At 59.9% G+C, this 588-nt stretch carries 1 protein-coding gene; it reads right to left on the bottom strand.

What is annotated here, in order from left to right; translation table 4 throughout:
* Nucleotides 1-379 (bottom strand): hypothetical protein (locus tag FJR74_RS08460; protein WP_503465753.1); only part of this gene is annotated, 379 nt, incomplete at its 3' end.
* Between the last annotated feature and the right edge of the window lie 209 nt (nucleotides 380-588).

The following is a 588-nucleotide window of genomic DNA, read 5'->3' as shown; positions in this document are numbered from 1 at the left end:
GCTCAAGACCGGCGCGTCAAAAACCTATCGTCGCAGGCATGTCGCTCACCAGCACCGGAAGCGATATCGCTCCGGTGCCGCCAGTCACCACCAGCACCCAACGGCCGTTAACCGGCAGGCGCAGTTGGATTTCGAAGAATGCGAATCCGGGGAACTCGGCAACGGCCGCTTCGGGCGCCTCGAAATTCAGGCGTATCGGTTCGTCATCGGTCGGCGGCCTCATCTCGACCGTAATGTCGCGGTCCGAACTGTCAGGCTCCGCCTGCGTCAACACCACCAACACAAATCGGGCCAGCCGGTCAGGACCGACCGCAAATCTGGACAGCACGCCGCCTTGCACATTGAGTTTGTTGTCCACCGCTGCGGCGGCATCGGCCAAGAACGCACCCGTAAGTATCACGCCGCTGAACCTACCGCGCCGCAGGTGGACAACATGCCCAGGGGTAGCACGGGGCGGCAGCGCCCTTGGTGACAAATTATTCAGTGCGACGGCATATCTCGTCTTCTATTTCGTCAGCGCGGACTATATCCTATTACTACTATCGCTACCGACAACTGAATTCCTCGCTTAGATCTCGTCGTTGGGGC

Source organism: Metamycoplasma neophronis (assembly GCF_006491995.1).
In the GTDB taxonomy this organism is placed as follows: Bacteria; Bacillota_I; Bacilli_A; order Mycoplasmatales; family Metamycoplasmataceae; genus Metamycoplasma; species Metamycoplasma neophronis.
Note: the sequence above shows the minus strand (reverse complement) of the source record. Positions and strands in the feature narration are given on the sequence as shown.